14 protein-coding genes are annotated in these 14568 nt (G+C 64.9%); 9 read left to right on the top strand and 5 right to left on the bottom strand.

Annotation, left to right across the window (positions count from 1 at the left end):
- Nucleotides 1–98: 98 nt before the first annotated feature.
- From Q7V46_RS11835 to Q7V46_RS11825, 3 genes are all read left to right on the top strand, one after another.
- Nucleotides 99–1670 (top strand): 3,4-dehydroadipyl-CoA semialdehyde dehydrogenase, encoded by a 1572-nt coding sequence (locus Q7V46_RS11835; RefSeq protein ID WP_304913745.1) that lies wholly within the window; start codon nt 99–101, stop codon nt 1668–1670.
- Between the two features lie 138 nt (nt 1671–1808).
- A complete protein-coding gene (locus tag Q7V46_RS11830; RefSeq protein ID WP_304913744.1) occupies nt 1809–3392 on the top strand; it encodes a benzoate-CoA ligase family protein in 1584 nt (527 codons plus the stop codon).
- A gap of 89 nt (nt 3393–3481) precedes the next feature.
- Nucleotides 3482–4612, top strand: a complete 1131-nt coding sequence (locus Q7V46_RS11825; protein WP_304913743.1) for an ABC transporter substrate-binding protein — start codon at nt 3482–3484, stop codon at nt 4610–4612.
- A gap of 7 nt (nt 4613–4619) precedes the next feature.
- Here the strand turns inward: Q7V46_RS11825 and Q7V46_RS11820 are convergent, their stop codons facing one another.
- From Q7V46_RS11820 to senB, 4 genes are all read right to left on the bottom strand, one after another.
- On the bottom strand, nt 4620–4841 hold the full coding sequence (locus Q7V46_RS11820; RefSeq protein ID WP_304913742.1) for a hypothetical protein: 222 nt from the start codon (nt 4839–4841) through the stop codon (nt 4620–4622).
- Between the two features lie 142 nt (nt 4842–4983).
- On the bottom strand, nt 4984–5313 hold the full coding sequence (locus Q7V46_RS11815) for a hypothetical protein (protein WP_304913741.1): 330 nt from the start codon (nt 5311–5313) through the stop codon (nt 4984–4986).
- A gap of 98 nt (nt 5314–5411) precedes the next feature.
- Nucleotides 5412–6476 (bottom strand): selenide, water dikinase SelD, encoded by a 1065-nt coding sequence (gene selD, locus Q7V46_RS11810; RefSeq protein WP_304913740.1) that lies wholly within the window; start codon nt 6474–6476, stop codon nt 5412–5414.
- A 61-nt stretch (nt 6477–6537) separates the two neighbouring features.
- A complete protein-coding gene (gene senB, locus Q7V46_RS11805; protein ID WP_304913739.1) occupies nt 6538–7524 on the bottom strand; it encodes a selenoneine biosynthesis selenosugar synthase SenB in 987 nt (328 codons plus the stop codon).
- Between senB and senA the strand changes: the two genes are divergently transcribed.
- Nucleotides 7496–8779, top strand: coding sequence for a selenoneine synthase SenA (gene senA / locus Q7V46_RS11800; RefSeq protein ID WP_304913738.1), 1284 nt, complete (start codon nt 7496–7498; stop codon nt 8777–8779). The two genes, senB and senA, sit on opposite strands and share 29 nt — an antisense overlap.
- A gap of 36 nt (nt 8780–8815) precedes the next feature.
- Here senA and egtD read toward each other — a convergent pair whose 3' ends face one another.
- Nucleotides 8816–9820: an L-histidine N(alpha)-methyltransferase gene (gene egtD, locus Q7V46_RS11795; protein ID WP_304913737.1), complete on the bottom strand. Its 1005-nt coding sequence runs from the start codon at nt 9818–9820 to the stop codon at nt 8816–8818.
- 145 nt (nt 9821–9965) lie between these two features.
- On the opposite strand from egtD, the gene Q7V46_RS11790 reads away from it, so the two are divergent.
- The 5 genes from Q7V46_RS11790 to Q7V46_RS11770 all read left to right on the top strand — a co-directional run bounded on the left by Q7V46_RS11790 (nt 9966) and on the right by Q7V46_RS11770 (nt 14554).
- Nucleotides 9966–10832 carry a putative selenate ABC transporter substrate-binding protein gene (locus tag Q7V46_RS11790; RefSeq protein WP_304913736.1) on the top strand — a complete coding sequence of 289 codons (867 nt, stop codon included), beginning with the start codon at nt 9966–9968 and terminating at the stop codon, nt 10830–10832.
- 22 nt (nt 10833–10854) lie between these two features.
- Complete coding sequence (locus Q7V46_RS11785; RefSeq protein ID WP_304913735.1) at nt 10855–11742, top strand: phosphonate ABC transporter ATP-binding protein; 888 nt, start codon at nt 10855–10857, stop codon at nt 11740–11742.
- Between the two features lie 133 nt (nt 11743–11875).
- Nucleotides 11876–12712, top strand: a complete 837-nt coding sequence (locus Q7V46_RS11780; RefSeq protein WP_304913734.1) for an ABC transporter permease — start codon at nt 11876–11878, stop codon at nt 12710–12712.
- Nucleotides 12713–13051: 339 nt separating this feature from the next.
- Nucleotides 13052–13879 (top strand): phosphonate ABC transporter, permease protein PhnE, encoded by an 828-nt coding sequence (phnE, locus tag Q7V46_RS11775; protein WP_304913733.1) that lies wholly within the window; start codon nt 13052–13054, stop codon nt 13877–13879.
- 21 nt (nt 13880–13900) lie between these two features.
- On the top strand, nt 13901–14554 hold the full coding sequence (locus Q7V46_RS11770; protein ID WP_304913732.1) for a YHS domain-containing (seleno)protein: 654 nt from the start codon (nt 13901–13903) through the stop codon (nt 14552–14554).
- Nucleotides 14555–14568: the final 14 nt, after the last annotated feature.

The following is a 14568-nucleotide window of genomic DNA, read 5'->3' as shown; positions in this document are numbered from 1 at the left end:
GCACTTTAATGCATGAATGGCAAGACGCAAGATAGTGCATTTATAGCGCCAATCGCGTCCGCCCACCAGCCCTGCAGCCCACACAAGACGATTCCAACATGAACCCAACGCCCCTACTCCCCAATTTCATCGCTGGCCGCTGGCAAGAAGGAACCGGCAACGGCGCCACCCTGATGGATCCGCTGCTGGGCACCCCCTTGGTCCGCGTAAGCAGCACCGGGCTGGAACTGTCCGAAGGTTTCGCCTTTGCGCGCGAACAAGGCGGAGCAGCCCTGCGAGCGCTCACTTACAAACAAAGGGCCGCGCTGCTGGGCGAGATCGTCAAGGTGCTGCAAACCCACCGCGATGCGTACTATGAAATCGCCACCGCCAATTGCGGCACCACCACCAAGGATTCGGCGGTGGACATCGACGGCGGCATCTTCACCCTGGGCTACTACGCCAAACAGGGCGAAGCCCTTGGTGATGCAACGCTGCTGCTGGATGGCGAGCGCATCCGCATGGCCAAGGACCCGGTGTTCCAGACCCAGCACATCATGAGCCCCACGCGCGGCGTGGCGCTGTTCATCAATGCTTTCAACTTCCCCAGTTGGGGTTTGTGGGAAAAAGCGGCACCCGCCCTGCTTTCGGGCGTGCCGGTGATCGTGAAACCCGCCACCGCCACCGCCTGGCTGACGCAGCGCATGGTGAAGGACGTGGTGGACGCCGGCATCCTGCCCGCAGGCGCGCTGTCCGTGGTGTGCGGCTCGTCCGCCGGGCTGATGGACCAGTTGCAGCCCTTTGATGTGGTGAGCTTCACCGGATCGGCCGAAACCGCGCGCATCATACGCAGCCACCCGGCGGTGGCGCAGCGTTCGGTGCGTTGCAACATCGAGGCCGACAGCCTCAACAGCGCCTTGCTCGACCCGGCGGCCGCCGCAGGCGACGAAGCCTTCAACCTCCTGGTGAGCGAGGTGGTGCGCGAGATGACGGTCAAGAGCGGTCAGAAGTGCACCGCCATCCGGCGCATATTCGTGCCCGGCGCGCTGTTTGATGCCGCCGCCCAGGCCATCGGCGCCAAGCTCTCCAAGACCACGGTGGGCAATCCGCGCAACGAAACCGCGCGCATGGGCGCCCTGGTGAGTCGCGAACAATTCGACAGCGTGACCGCCGGGATCGCTCACCTGCAGACGGAAGCCGAGACGCTGTTCGATGGACGGTCGGCCGCACTGATCGATGCCGACCCGACGGTGGCCGCCTGCGTGGCGCCGGTGCTGCTGGGTCACCGACAGCCGTTGCAGGCCAAAGTGCTTCACGAAGTGGAAGTGTTCGGGCCTGTGGCCACCCTGATGGCCTACGACAACGAAGAACAGGCCTATGAGTTGATTCGACGCGGCGAAGGCTCGCTGGTGGCGTCGGTGTACAGCAGCGACCCGGCCTTCATTGCCCGCGCCGCCGCCGCACTGGCCGACAGCCATGGCCGCGTGCACGCCATTTCGCCCGATGTCGCGGCCGTGCAAAGCGGCCATGGCAACGTGATGCCCATGAGCCTGCACGGTGGACCAGGCCGGGCGGGCGGCGGCGAGGAACTGGGTGGCCTGCGTGCGCTGGGGTTCTACCACCGGCGCAGTGCGGTACAGGGAAGCACAGCGGCACTGGACGTGCTGGCAAGCCAAGGCGTAATGTATTAACCCCCCGCGCCGCCTTCGGCGTCACCCCCCAGGGGGCAACACCAGCGGCCCGGCAAAGCCGGTTCCGCGGTGTTCTGGAACAGAGGCCTCGCGCTCCGGACCCCGAACCGGCCCACCACTAGAAACAAGGAGACAGTCATGCCCCAGGAAACCGCCGCCCCGCCCGATCGCTTCAATTTCGCGCGCCACCTGATGGACCTCAACGCCGGTCGCGCAGACAAGACCGCGCTGATCGACGATGCCGGCACGCTCACCTATGGCCAGCTGGCCGATCAGGTGCAGCGTTGCTCGGCTGCTCTGCAGGCCCTGGGGCTGCGGCGCGAAGACCGCGTGTTGTTGCTCATGCACGACTGCAGCGACTGGGTGGTGAGCTTCCTGGGTGCGCTGCACGCGGGCGTGGTGCCTGTGGCGGTCAATACCTTACTGACCGCAAGGGACTATGCCTACATGCTGGGCGACAGCCGTGCACAAGTGGCGCTGGTTTCCGGCGCGCTGTTGCCGACGCTGCAGAGCGCGCTGGACATGAGGGGGCACGAGGTGCGCCAGCTCATCGTCTCGCGTGCTGGCAATGGACTGCCGCCCGGTGCGCTCGATTTCTCGGCATGGCTCAATACCCAGCCTGCCGGCAGCGCCGCCGACACGCACGGCGACGAGCCCGCTTTCTGGCTGTATTCCTCCGGCTCCACCGGCGCCCCCAAGGGCACGGTACACACCCAGGCCAACCTGTACTGGACCGCCGAGCTGTATGGCAAAGGCGTGCTTGCCCTGACGGAAAACGACGTAGTGTTTTCTGCTGCCAAGCTGTTCTTCGCCTACGGACTGGGCAACGCCCTGAGCTTTCCGCTCAGCGTGGGTGCGAGCGTGGTGCTGATGGCAGAACGGCCCACTCCGCAGGCCTGCTTCAAGCGCTTTGTCGACCTGAAGCCCACGCTGTTCTACGGTGCGCCCACTGGTTACGGCGGCATGCTGGCCAGTCCTGACCTGCCGGCAAAGGAGCAGGTCGCCCTGCGCCTGTGTTCTTCGGCCGGCGAAGCACTGCCGCAAGACATCGGCCAGCGCTGGACGAAGCACTTCGGCGTGGAGATCATCGACGGCATCGGCTCCACCGAGATGCTGCACATCTTCCTCTCGAACCGGCCCGGTCACGTGCGCTACGGCACCACGGGCAAGGCCGTGCCCGGCTACGAGGTGCAACTGCGCGACGAAGACGGCAGCATCATCAAGGGGCACAACCAGATTGGCGATCTCTACATCCAGGGACCCAGCGCGGCGCTGATGTACTGGAACAACCGCGCCAAGTCGCGCGACACCTTCCAGGGCCCCTGGACCAAGAGCGGCGACAAGTACACCCGCGACCCCGACGGCTATTACACCTATGCGGGACGCAACGACGACATGCTCAAGGTCAGCGGCATTTACGTGAGCCCGTTTGAAGTGGAGGCCACCCTGGTGCAACACCCCGCTGTGCTTGAGGCTGCCGTGATCGGGAAAGACGATGAAGAAGGCCTCACAAAAACCAAAGCCTTCGTGGTGCTGCGGGCTGGTGCCCAGGCCACCGAGGCCGAATTGCAGGCCTTCGTGAAGGAAAAGCTGGCACCTTACAAGTACCCGAGGTTCATCGAGTTTCTGCCCGATCTGCCCAAAACCGCCACAGGGAAGATCCAGCGCTTCAAGTTGCGCGAATTCGAGAAAAATGCCACACCAGACGGGGGTAAACCCTGACGAAAACGCCAATTTGATTTCTAGTAATAACTACATTGCATAACCATAATTCACTGCAACGGCGATGCCCGCCGGTTGCAAGGATGTTTATGGTCCGCTTTCTCTGTTCCGTTCTCGCACTGTTCGTCGGCGCTTCGGCGCACGCCAGCAATGCCGGCGTCACACCCACTGAAATCCGCCTGGGTGCGTCGGTGGTGCTCTCCGGTCCGCTCGGGCCGCAGACCGCTGAATACAGCGTCGGCTCGCGCCTGCTGTTCGACGCGGTCAACGAGGCCGGTGGCATTCATGGCCGCAAGATCAGCTACGTCACGCTGGACGACGGCTTCGACCCTGCGCGCACGGTGGAAAACACCCGCAAGCTGGTCGATGAGAACAAGGTCTTCATGATTTACCACAACACCGGCACCGCCCAGACGGCAGCGATCCTGCCGATGTTGAAAGCCTCTCGCACCATCGTGTTCGGGCCGGTGACCGGCGCATCGTCGTTTCGCGACAACTTCAACCCGCTGATGTTTCACGTGCGTGCCAGCTACGGCAACGAGGCGCGTCGCATACTGTCGCAGATCAAGCAGATGGGCATCACCCGGGTGGGCGTGTTTTACCAGGACGATGGCTTTGGCAAAGCCCTGCTGGGCGAACTCAAGCGCGCGTCGGAATCCGAAGGCGTGCCCTTCGCGGTCGAGGTCAGCGTGGACCCCAAACAACCCGATTTTGCCGCCGCAGCCGCGACCATGGCCAAGGCCCAGCCCCAGGCGGTGGTGCTCGGCACGGCCGGCAGCACCTTCACCAGCTTCATCAAGGCGGTGCATGAGTCGGGCGCCAAGCCCACCTTCTACGGCTTTTCAGTAGCAAGCCTGGACGTGATCAACCGCGAACTCAAGGACCGGGCGCGCGGCGTCATCCTGGCGCAGATCATGCCGTCGCTGCGCAGCGCCACCGTTCCGGTGGTCACCGAGTACCTTGAACTGCTGAAGAAAAAATCTCCGGATGCAGTGCCATCCGCGTCGCAGTTCGACGGCTTTGTACACGCCCGTCTGCTGATCGAAGGCCTGCGCCGTACCGGGCGCGACCTCACCACGGAGAGCTTCACCCGCACCATGCAGAACACCGGTGAAATCGCTTTTGGACCGTTCCGGGCCCGTTATTCACCCGAATCGCACAACGGCTCCAGCTACGTCGAGCTGGCCATCATCGGTGCGGACGGTCAGTTGCGCTATTGACTCGGGGTCAGCCTCTCTTGCTTCCAGCCAGCAGAAGGGCGCCTCCGATCACGATGGCGCCAATGCCGGCCCACAGCGGCACATTGACGGTTTCTTTTTCCTTGACCGTGAGCTCAAGCGGCCCGAGCTTCACGGCCGTGGTGTCCTTGGTGTAGCTGAAACCGCCATAAGCCAGGGCAAGTGCGCCGGCAACGATGAGCAAGACGGCAACAAGACGGGTGGGGTTCACAGTTTCTCTCCAGTGGTCGGCTGAGCCGCTATCGTGCGGTTGCCAGGGCGTTGATTGAAGTCAGCCATTGAATCACATTTGCAGCCTGTGAATGTCGGTATCGTGTGGTGAATCCACACCCCTTCCGACCGCATGGGCTGCCTCATTCTCCAGAACGCTTGCGACCTGCACTGATCCGGATGAGCTTTGCGATCAACGAGGCCAGCAGCCATGTCAGGCCCGACCAGAACACCGCCACGAACGCCCAGCCCAGCAAAGTGGGTGCGCACCAGCCCCAGCCGCAGGCACCCTCATTGACCAGCAAGCCGGGCACGCCAGCCGTGTGAAAGAGGTAGACACTGAGATACGGCAGCAACAACAGCACACCCACGGGCGAGTCGAGATAGCCGTCAAAGAACAGTGCAGGTAGCAGGGCCAGCCCGTACACGATCAGCATCGCGCCAAAGATGCCGGTTGTGGAACGCAACTTCATGCGGTCACGCACGCCTGCAACAGGGCGTGCGCCCGAGGGCACCACAGCACGGGGTCACCGGACGTGATCTGTTCGTGACCATCTGTGGTGGAGAACGATCAGACCACGCGCAACCGCACCTGATCAGCTTCGACCGCCACGATCTCGCCCACCTCGGCGGCATGGCCAAACCCCATGCGGTGGAAGATGGCCAGCACTTCGTCCACCGTATCTGGCGCGCAGGCCACCAGAAGGCCACCACTGGTCTGGGGGTCGCTCAGCAGCGCCTGGTCCACTGGGTCCAGATGGTCACCCAGGCGCACCTCGTGGCCGAAAGCGGCCCAGTTGCGGCCCGAAGCACCGGTGACCATGCCCTGTGCAGCGAGGTTGCGCACACCTTCGATCAGGGGCACACGCGCCATTTCCAGCCGCACCGTGGATGCGCTGCCACGCGCCATCTCCAGCGCATGGCCTGCCAGACCGAAACCGGTGATGTCGGTCAGCGCGTGCACACCATCCAGCTTGGCAAGCGCCGGGCCGGGCGTGTTGAGCTGGGTGGTGAAAGCGATCATCTGCTCGTATCCTGCGTTGGAAAGCGCGTCCTTCTTCAGTGCGGCCGAAAGCACACCCACGCCCAGCGGCTTGCCCAGGATCAGGCGGTCGCCGACCCGCGCATCCGCATTTCGCTTGACTTGTTTCGGATGCATCAGCCCCAGTGCCACAAGGCCGTAGATCGGCTCTACCGAATCGATGGTGTGACCGCCTGCAATCGGAATGCCGGCGGCTTTGCACACATCCTGACCACCGGCCAGAATGCGGCCGATGGTCTCGGTGGACAGCACGCTGACAGGCATGCCCACCAGGGCCAGGGCCATGATGGGTGTGCCACCCATGGCGTACACGTCGCTGATGGCGTTGGTGGCCGCGATGCGACCGAAGTCGTACGGGTCGTCCACGATGGGCATGAAAAAGTCGGTGGTGGCGATCAGCGCCTGCTCGTCGTTGAGCTGGTACACGGCGGCGTCGTCTGCCGTTTCAATGCCCACCAGCAATTCCTTTGGAATGGGCATGGCGCTGGTGCCCTTGAGGATCTCGCTGAGCACGCCGGGCGCGATCTTGCAACCGCAGCCGCCACCATGAGAAAGGCTGGTCAGGCGGGGTTGGGTGGGTAGGGGTGCGTTCATCGGTGGCTCCAGTGGGGGTGATCGGTTGCAGTGGGAAGGGTGCCCGCCGGGTGGCCCCGGCTCAGCGCAGTTCTGCCAGCAGGGTCAGCAGCGATTGCCGCTCGGCCTCGGGCGCAAACAGCGCCGCCCTCGCCTCGCATTGTGCTTGCAGCGTGGCGAGCTGGCCGGTGCTGTGGCCCAAGCCCCTGCGCAACTGCCGCAGGCCATCAGCCAGCGCGGTGGCGTCGCCCACGGGGAAGTATCCTTCGTAGTCCGACCCCAGCATTCCCACGTTGCCATCCACCCGCGAGGCCAGCACGGGTGTGCCGCTGAGCACGGCCTCCATCACCACATGGGCGCCCCCTTCCATGGCACTGGGATGCACCAGCACATGGGCACGCTGCATGCGGGCTCGCACCGAGGCATGCGGCAAGCCACCCAGCCAGCGGTAGTGCGGGCATTCCAGCGCCGTCTGCTGCGCCGCGACCCCGAGGTCGGGGCTGAGCGCGGCACCCATGTGGTCGATGAAGATGCCCTCGTTTGGTGTCAGCAACTGCGCAGCGGCCCACAGCGTGGCGGGTGATTTTTCGGGGCGCAGATGTCCCACCGCCACCGCACGCAGGTGCGCCGTCGTCTTGTGCAGCGCCTGCCGTGCGCTGGCCGACTGGAACACCACGCGGCACTTCGCCCTTAGCGCCTCAGGCAGGGCCAGCGGACCCCGTTCCTGCAGCACAATGAGTCGATGCGCCAATGCCAGCGAGCGCTGGGCATCGGCATCGCTGGCGATGTCGCGGTAGAGATCCGTGCCGGTGAGGGTCAGCACCAGCGGCCGTTGCGGGTGCGCGGCGGCCCAGGCTGCCACCGAAGCGGCGGAGCGGCGCGCGTGCAGGGCCAGCAGGATGTCGGTGTGGTCGTCCGGTGATGGCCCGTCCGGCCACTGGCGAGCCAGGCGCACCGCATAATGGCCCGCCAGCAGGCGCGCCCATCTGCGCGCCGTCTGCCAGTTGCCGTTGTTGGCGTCGGCCAGCGCCGGAGTCACGATGCAAAGCGAAGATTTGATGATGGACATTGGATGGGCACCCATTGTGTCGCAAGCCCAAGCAGCCCGCACCGCGGACCGGCAAGCCCTGGCGCGCCACCTGCTGGCTGCGCGCGAACGCACCGTGGCACTTTTTTCGGCCAGCTGTATGGCGTTGGGTGATCCCCCGGTCGTTCCGCACTCGCCCGAGCTGAATCCACCGCTGTGGGAGCTGGGCCACATCGGCTGGTTTGCCGACTGGTGGATCGCCCGCAACCCTCAGCGTGGGCTCGGCGTGCGCGCAGACCCGCAGGCCCTGCGCACACCGGCGCGTCAGGCCCGGCGGGGCCTTGACACCGACGCCCTGTACGATTCGAGCCGGGTCGCCCACACTTCGCGCTGGCAGCTGCCGCTGCCCGACACAGCCAGCACCACCGAGGATCTGGCGGCGAGCCTCAGCGACACGCTGGCGCTGCTGAGCCAAGCACCAGACACCGATGATGGCCTGTATTTTTTCCGGCTGGCGCTGTTCCACGAGGACATGCACGCGGAAGCAGCCGTCTACATGGCACAGACGCTGGGCCACGACCCTTTCGCCGGTGGCGCCCTGCCCCATCCGCCCATGCGCCCCATCGCCGACCCCGCCGCCAGCGAAACGCTGACGGTACCCGCCGGTGACTGGCGCATGGGCCATCAGGCGCCCGGGTTTGCCTTCGACAACGAACTCGGTGTCCACACCCTGCACGTGCCCGCCTTCCAGATCGATGCCACGCCCGTGACCTGGGGGCGCTACCTGCCCTTCATCGAAGCGGGTGGCTACGAGCAGGCACGGTGGTGGAGCGAGGCCGGCTGGGCATGGCGGTGCGCACAACAGCGAAAGGTGCCGCGCTACCTTCGGCGCATCGACACGCAGGAATGGGAACGCCAACGCTGGGGCCTTTGGGAACCGCTGGACCTGAACGATGCCGCCTGTCACCTGAGCGCTTTCGAGGCCGAGGCCTGGTGCGCCTGGGCCGGTCGGCGCCTGCCCAGTGAAGCCGAATGGGCGTTTGCGACCCAGACCGCTCCCGGCTTCCAATGGGGCCATGTGTGGGAATGGACGGCCACGCCCTTCGCGCCTTTTCGAGGCTTTGCACCGCACCCCTACGTGGACTACTCGGTCCCCTGGTTCGACGGGCGGCCGGTGCTCAAGGGCGCCAGCAGCGCCACCCATCCGCGCATGCGGCATCTGGCCTACCGCAACTATTTCGAACCCCAGAGAAACGATGTGATGGCGGGTTTCAGGAGCGCTGGCAAACCGCATTGAAAGACCCCTGTGTCCAGGAGGCCGTTCATCCGAAGGTCATGAGGCCAGCGCCGCAAACACCCCAAACCACTCCCGCTCGTCCGACCACCTGCGCACCGAACCAAAGCCCGCCTCGTGCAACAGGGCTTCAAAGGCGACCGGTGTCCACTTGTATGAATTTTCGGTGTGCAGGCTTTCGCCTGCCGCGAACCTGCGTTCGCCGCCTGGCCAGCGTACGGTCTGCACGCCCAGGGCCTGCAGATGCATTTCAATCCGCGAATCGTCCGAATTGAAAAATGCCTTGTGCTTCCACTGTGCAGGGGCAAAGTCGCTGCCCAGCCAGCGGTTGACGTTGAGCAGCAGGTTGCGGTTGAAGGCGGCGGTCACGCCCAGCGCGTCGTCGTAGGCGGGTTCGAGCACAGAGATGGGCTTGACCAGATCCACCCCGATCAGCAAGCCGCCACCCGGGCCACCTTCACGGCAGAGGGCGTGGGCCTGGCGAAGCAGGATCAGCGCTTGTGCGGGATCGAAATTGCCGATGCTGGAGCCAGGGTAGAACACCGTGCGAGGCGCGGCCTGCAGGTCATGGGTGTGCAGCAAGTCGGCCGCAGCGGAGTCCATTGCCAATGAAGCCGAAAAGTCCATGCCCAGGCCCAGCATCGACAGCGAAGGATGGCGCTGCTGCAGCGCCCCGAGCGCATCGCGCAGGTAGTCCACCGAAATGTCCACCGCCACATAGCCGGCCGGGTGCAGCACGGGGAACAGGCGTGCGGCCTTGGCGCAACTGCCCGCCCCCAGATCGATGAGCACCGATCCGGCCGACAGGTGGCGGGCCATGGCGGCACCGTGCTGCGCGAAGATGGCGGCTTCGGTGCGGGTGGGGTAGTACTCGGGCAGTTCGGTGATCGCGTCAAACAGGCGCGAGCCCAGGGCGTCGTAGAGAAACTTCGGCGCGATCTGCGCCGGAGTGGCCAGCAGACCGGCCTGAAGCTCTGCACGCACGGCGCCAGGGTCGGTCAGGTGGGTCTGGACGAAGTGCGGACGCTGGTCGGTGGTGTACATGCGGCTGGGGGTCTCCTCTGGGGGTTTATACCGGCTGACACCCCGTTGTGTGTGACCAGGGGCTCCCACCAGGGTGACCGCACCGGCGAGGGGATTGGCGAACGGGGTCTAATAAGGCTCCCGATCCTTCTTTACCGGATGCCTCATGACCCACTTCCTGCCTTCCCGCACCCTGCGCGCACTCTTGACCTGCGCCGTGCTGTCTGCCACCACGTTCGCTCACGCCCAGAGCGTGTTCCGCGTGACCACCATCCCAGAAGAAGCCGCCACCGAACAGGTGCGCAAGTTCACCCCGCTGGCCAGCTACCTTGAAAAGGCGCTGGGCGTGAAGGTGGAATTCACCCCGGTGAGCGACTACCCGGCCGCCGTGGAAACGCTGGTGAACAAGAAGGTGGACCTGGTGTGGTTCGGCGGCTTCACCTTCGTGCAGGCCAACCTGCGCTCGGGTGGCAAAGTGGTGCCACTGGCACAGCGCGAAGAAGACACGAAGTTCCAGTCGGTGTTCATTGCCAAGACGGACTCCGGCATCAAGAGTCTGGCCGATATGAAAGGCAAGCAGATTTCCTTCGGTTCACAAAGCAGCACATCGGGGCACCTGATGCCGCGCAGTTTCCTGCTGCAGGCCAACATCAACCCTGAGAAAGATTTCCGACGCATTGCCTACAGCGGCGCCCACGATGCCACCATCGCCTCGGTGGTGAGCGGCAAGGTGGACGCCGCCGCGCTGGACATCACCGTGTGGCGCAAGTTCGTGAGCGAGAACAAGGTGGACACCCAGGCGGTCGACGTGTTCTTCACCACGCCCGGCTACTTCAACTACAACTGGTCGGTGCACGCCGACATGCCGGCCGACATGCAGGCCAAGGTGAAAGCCGCGCTGCTGGCGCTCGACCCGGCGAACCCCGAACACGCCGAGATCCTCAGGCTCAACCGCGCCACCCGCTATATCGCCACCACGCCCGACAACTACAAGGGCCTGGAGACGGCCGCACGCAGCGCTGGCCTGCTCTGACCTGACCACGGAGCTCAGCCCCTTGAAGCTGGAACTCGAAGCGGTCAGCGCCCGCCACCCGGCCGCGCGCGGCAATGCGCCACCCGCCATCAAGGACCTGAGCCTGCGCATTGCGGCCGGTGAGCAAGTGGCGGTGATCGGCCCATCGGGCGCGGGCAAAACCACGCTGCTGCAGGTGCTGGCCTGCGCACTGCCACCCACCACCGGGCAACTAAGCCTGGATGGCATCGCGCCATGGCAACTGCGACGCAGTGCGTTGCAGAAGCTGCGCGCCCGCCTGTTCCTGGCACCCCAGGTACCCCCGCTACCGCCACGGCAGCGGGTGGTCACTGCGGTGTTGGCCGGGCGCCTGCCCCACATGGGTCTGTGGGCCAGCCTGCGCTCGCTGTTCTACCCGTCCTACATTCCCGCGGCATTTGAAGCGCTGGAGCGGTTTGATCTGGGCGACAAGCTGTTTGAACGTGTGGACCGGCTTTCTGGTGGAGAACGACAGCGGGTGGGACTGGCTCGGGCGTTGATTGCCATGGCACGTCCTGCCTCGGAAGCAGGCAACCCGAATGAGCGAGGGCCAGAGGGTTCCACATTGCTTTTGATCGATGAGCCTTTATCGGCCCTGGACCCCACCCGCTCACGTCAAGCCATTACCACCCTGGTGAACAGCGCACGGGACCATGGTGCCACGCTCGTGGCCACACTGCACCAGGTGGACGTGGCTCTGGCCAGCTTTCCACGCATCGTGGGTCTGCGCGACGGTGCGCTGGCGTTCGATCTGCCCGCAAGCTTGGTGACGCGCGAGCTGTTGACCCAGCTGTACGATCAGTTCGAGCACGAGTTGCGCGGTGAAGTGCCGGTGGCTGCGCCCGATGCCGTGTCCAGCGGACCACAACCGGTGGCCATGCATTGCAGGTAGGGATGGATACCCCCCGCGCCGCTTCGCGTCACCCCCCCGGAAGGGGGGCGCAGCCTGCAGCCCGACAGAGCCGGTTCTGTGGCTGCTGCTGGACGGCGCCGCTGCCGTACGCCGCGTCTGGTCACAAGTTGCCATGACTGATCTCGCACTCCACCGCGCGCCCACTCGCGACCCGGCATGGCTGGGCCGTGTGTTCTGGATTGGCCTGTGCCTGGTGCTGCTGTGGCCGCTGGGCGTCGCCACGGAATTCAAGCCCTGGGTGCTGCTGGAGCCTGACAACCTCCGGATCACCGCGCAGTTCATCGGCAGCTTCTGGCCGCTGGCGCATGACGCAGAGTTTCTGGCCATGGTGGCGCGCGACACCTGGCGCACGGTGGCCATGGCCACGGCGGGTGTGACGCTGGCGCTGGTGGTGGCGATTCCGCTCACGCTGCTGGGCACGCGTGTGCTGTCGCTATCGGCCCTGTCGGGGCGCATGGCTCGCGGCCCTTATGCGCTGCGACAGGCCGTGCGCTGGCTGCTGATCGTGCTGCGCAGCATCCCTGAACTGGTGTGGGCACTGGTGTTCGTGCGCGTGGTGGGTTTGGGGCCCACGGCCGGCGTGCTGGCCATTGCGCTCACGTATGGCGGCATGCTGGGCAAGGTGTACGGCGAAATTCTGGAAAGCGGCGAGACCCACGCCACCGAAAACCTGCTGCGCAACGGTAGTGGCAGGTTGCAGGCATTTTTCTATGGCCTGCTGCCGACCAACGCGGCCGAGCTCACCAGCTACACGGTGTACCGCTGGGAGTGCGCAATCCGGTCTTCCGTGGTACTGGGTTTTGTGGGTGCGGGCGGGTTGGGCCAGCAACTGGACAACTCGATGAAGATGTTCAATGGGGGTGAGGTGGCCAGCATGTTGCTGGTGTTCATTGGTCTTGTGGCGCTGGCTGACAGGGTGAGTGCATGGCTCAGGAAAGCATTGGGTTGAACGTGACTCTTTTTTGCTCGGCGGGCCCCCACCCCAGCCCTCCCCCACTGGGGGATGGAGCGAAGGCATTGCCATCCGTAACAGTGGAAGGAGCAGGAGCGTGAGCATTCGCACTCAGATGCTCCTAGGAGCCTGCGCGGCAGAACGACATCGGCTGCAACGCATGGAGAAAAGTCCCACTTCGCCCCCGTTTTTCCGGCTGTGGCTACAGCCACAGTCCTCAAAATCGGCGCCGAACTGGGCTCTTTTCCCACACGTTTCGCTTCGATGCCTTCTGCCGCGCAGGCTCCTAGCTCCTTCCCCCTCTGGGGGAAGGTTGGGATGGGGGTGACGCGCGCAATGAACCGCCCCTCCGCAGCCAATCTGCCGTACAAACTGCCACCGCGCTTGTTCAGCGCACGCTGCAAAGCCTGCTGGTTCACCGCCGCGCTGATCGCGCTGGTGATCACCAGCTTCTGGTCGCTGGACCTGCAATGGGGCCAGTTCTTCTCCCTTGACGCGGCGCGAAGCATGGGTCGCTTCCTGGCCGAATTCTTTCCGCCAGACACCTCGCGAGAGTTCCTGATCAAGGTGGCCATCGGCAGTTGGGAAACCTTGGCCATGTCGGCCCTGGGTACCGTGCTGGCGGCGGTGGCAGGGTTGGCACTGGCGCTGCCGGCCAGCCGCTTGTTCGACGGCGATAGCGCATGGGCCCGCACGCCAACGCGCCTGGTACTCAATGTCTTGCGCAGCATCCCGGAACTGGTATGGGCTGCGCTGCTGCTGATTTCGGCCGGGTTGGGACCGTTTGCCGGCACGCTGGCGCTGGCGCTTCACACCACCGGCGTGCTGGGCCGGCTGTTTGCCGAAGCGATCGAGAATGCGCCGCCTGGCCCGGGCACCGCACTGCGCACACACGGTGTGAGCAACGTGCGGGTGTTTCTCTACGCCACGCTGCCGCAGGTGGTGCCGCAGCTCATGAGCTACACCTTGTACCGCTGGGAAAACAACATCCGCGCCGCTGCGGTGCTGGGTGTGGTGGGCGCCGGCGGCCTGGGACAACTGCTCGCCTTCCACATGGGCCTGTTCCAGATGAACAAGACCGCCACCATCCTGGGCGCCATGCTGCTGATGGTGGCGGTGGTGGACGCGGCCAGCCACGGCGCACGGCGCTGGCTCACGCACTGAATGCAGGGCAAGATGGCGGTCATGCATTCCCTATTCAGATTCCTTTCTGTTCTTTTTCTGACGGCATTTCTGGGTGGTTGCGGCGCTCCCTGGGCCACAGTGCCCAACCGCGCGGGCGAACCCGTGATGCTGCTGGGCCACGACCCGGTGGCGTACTTCACCGAAAGCAAGCAGGTGAAGGGAAGCGCGCAGCACAAGCTGGTGATGTTCCAGCGCACCTACTACTTCGCCACCGACCAGAACCGCTTCGACTTCATCGCCGACCCTGCGAAATACGAACCACAGTACGGCGGCTTCTGCGCGCACGGACTGGCATTCGGCCGCAAGTTCGGCAGCGATCCCACGCACTGGCAGATCGTGGATGGGCGCCTGTACATCTTCGGCAGTGCGGCTGCGCAGGCCGCGTGGTCACTCGACCCCACCTGGCACATCGGCCATGCAGATCCGATCTGGCAAGACATTCAGGACGAGGGCTGGCGTTCAGCCACGTTGTCCGCAACGCTGAACAAAGTGCCCCACCACCGTTCAATGGCACAGGCGCGCACCGAATGGGAAAAGCGTTTCCCCGATCAGCCATGGCCGGCAGATGAGGCCAGTTGGCGAGACTGGTTCAAGCGCCCTGGTTGGCGTGCCGCAGAAGGCGTGGGCCATCCTGCACTGGGCTACCCGGAGTGAAGTGAACCCATCCA

The organism is Hydrogenophaga sp., from assembly GCF_030651625.1.
Taxonomy (GTDB): Bacteria; Pseudomonadota; Gammaproteobacteria; order Burkholderiales; family Burkholderiaceae_C; genus Hydrogenophaga.
The sequence above is the reverse complement of the archived record's forward strand: the minus strand, read 5'-3'. Positions and strand labels throughout refer to the sequence as shown.